Genomic DNA, 850 nt, shown 5'->3' with positions numbered 1-850 from the left:
GCCAACTGATCTGCTGCAGCTTGACTTGATGCACTATAAGTATTTGCTGCTATAGTATAAGTTACATTACTACCTACAGTCCCTGGCCCACAATTATTTCTTGTAAACACACCTGACTTTGCAACATTATAATATGTTGTTACGACAGGGTTAACGGTAATTGTTATTGTTTGATCTTGATTTGATTGGCCGGAAGGGGTACGAATTAGACACCTAACATTAAAGGTAACAATTACAGCAGAAGAAGAGGTAATAGTAATTTTTGTAGAGAATTTTGTTGCTTGCCCAGACGTTTCAAAAGGATGTCCTGCAAGATCAAGAGCATCAATCACAACATATTGGCTAGGAGGATCTGTAGTTGTTGGAGGTGAAGAAAATAAAGACATACCGGCAACAGATTTACCTGCAGTCTCCCCCGAAGCTGTTATTGTAAATGTTGTTCCTGATGTTACAGATGTCGGAGCAGAAATGGTAATCTGTCCAAAACAAGGCAAGAAAGCAAAGCAACTTGCAAATAATAATAAAAAGTTTTTCATACAATTAAGGTTTTAGTTTATTAAATGTAATAAAAATATGACGGTTATTTCATGTTGTTTAATTTAATATTAGCACCAAGAAGAATGTAGGAACTTAGAGTTGAAAACTTTGTAATCTGTGTATAAGAAGCACTATTTAAGCTATTCAAATAATTGTAAGAATTAAAAACATCGTAAGCTTTTAACCATACAGAAGCATAACTCTTTAAAAATGTTCTTTTAAGTTCGAGGTTTGTAGCAAAAGAAAAGTTACTCTTAATGATGTAAGTATAATTAACTATAGGGGATTTGGTCAACAGAAGACACTTTAAATT

At 33.6% G+C, this 850-nt stretch carries 1 protein-coding gene; it reads right to left on the bottom strand.

Annotated features, from left to right (window positions below):
• Positions 1-536 (bottom strand): DUF5977 domain-containing protein (locus tag AQF98_RS21750; RefSeq protein WP_152969795.1); only part of this gene is annotated, 536 nt, incomplete at its 3' end.
• Between the last annotated feature and the right edge of the window lie 314 nt (positions 537-850).

The sequence above is a fragment of the Pedobacter sp. Hv1 genome (assembly GCF_001412215.1).
Lineage (GTDB): Bacteria > Bacteroidota > Bacteroidia > Sphingobacteriales > Sphingobacteriaceae > Pedobacter.
Note: the sequence above shows the minus strand (reverse complement) of the source record. Positions and strands in the feature narration are given on the sequence as shown.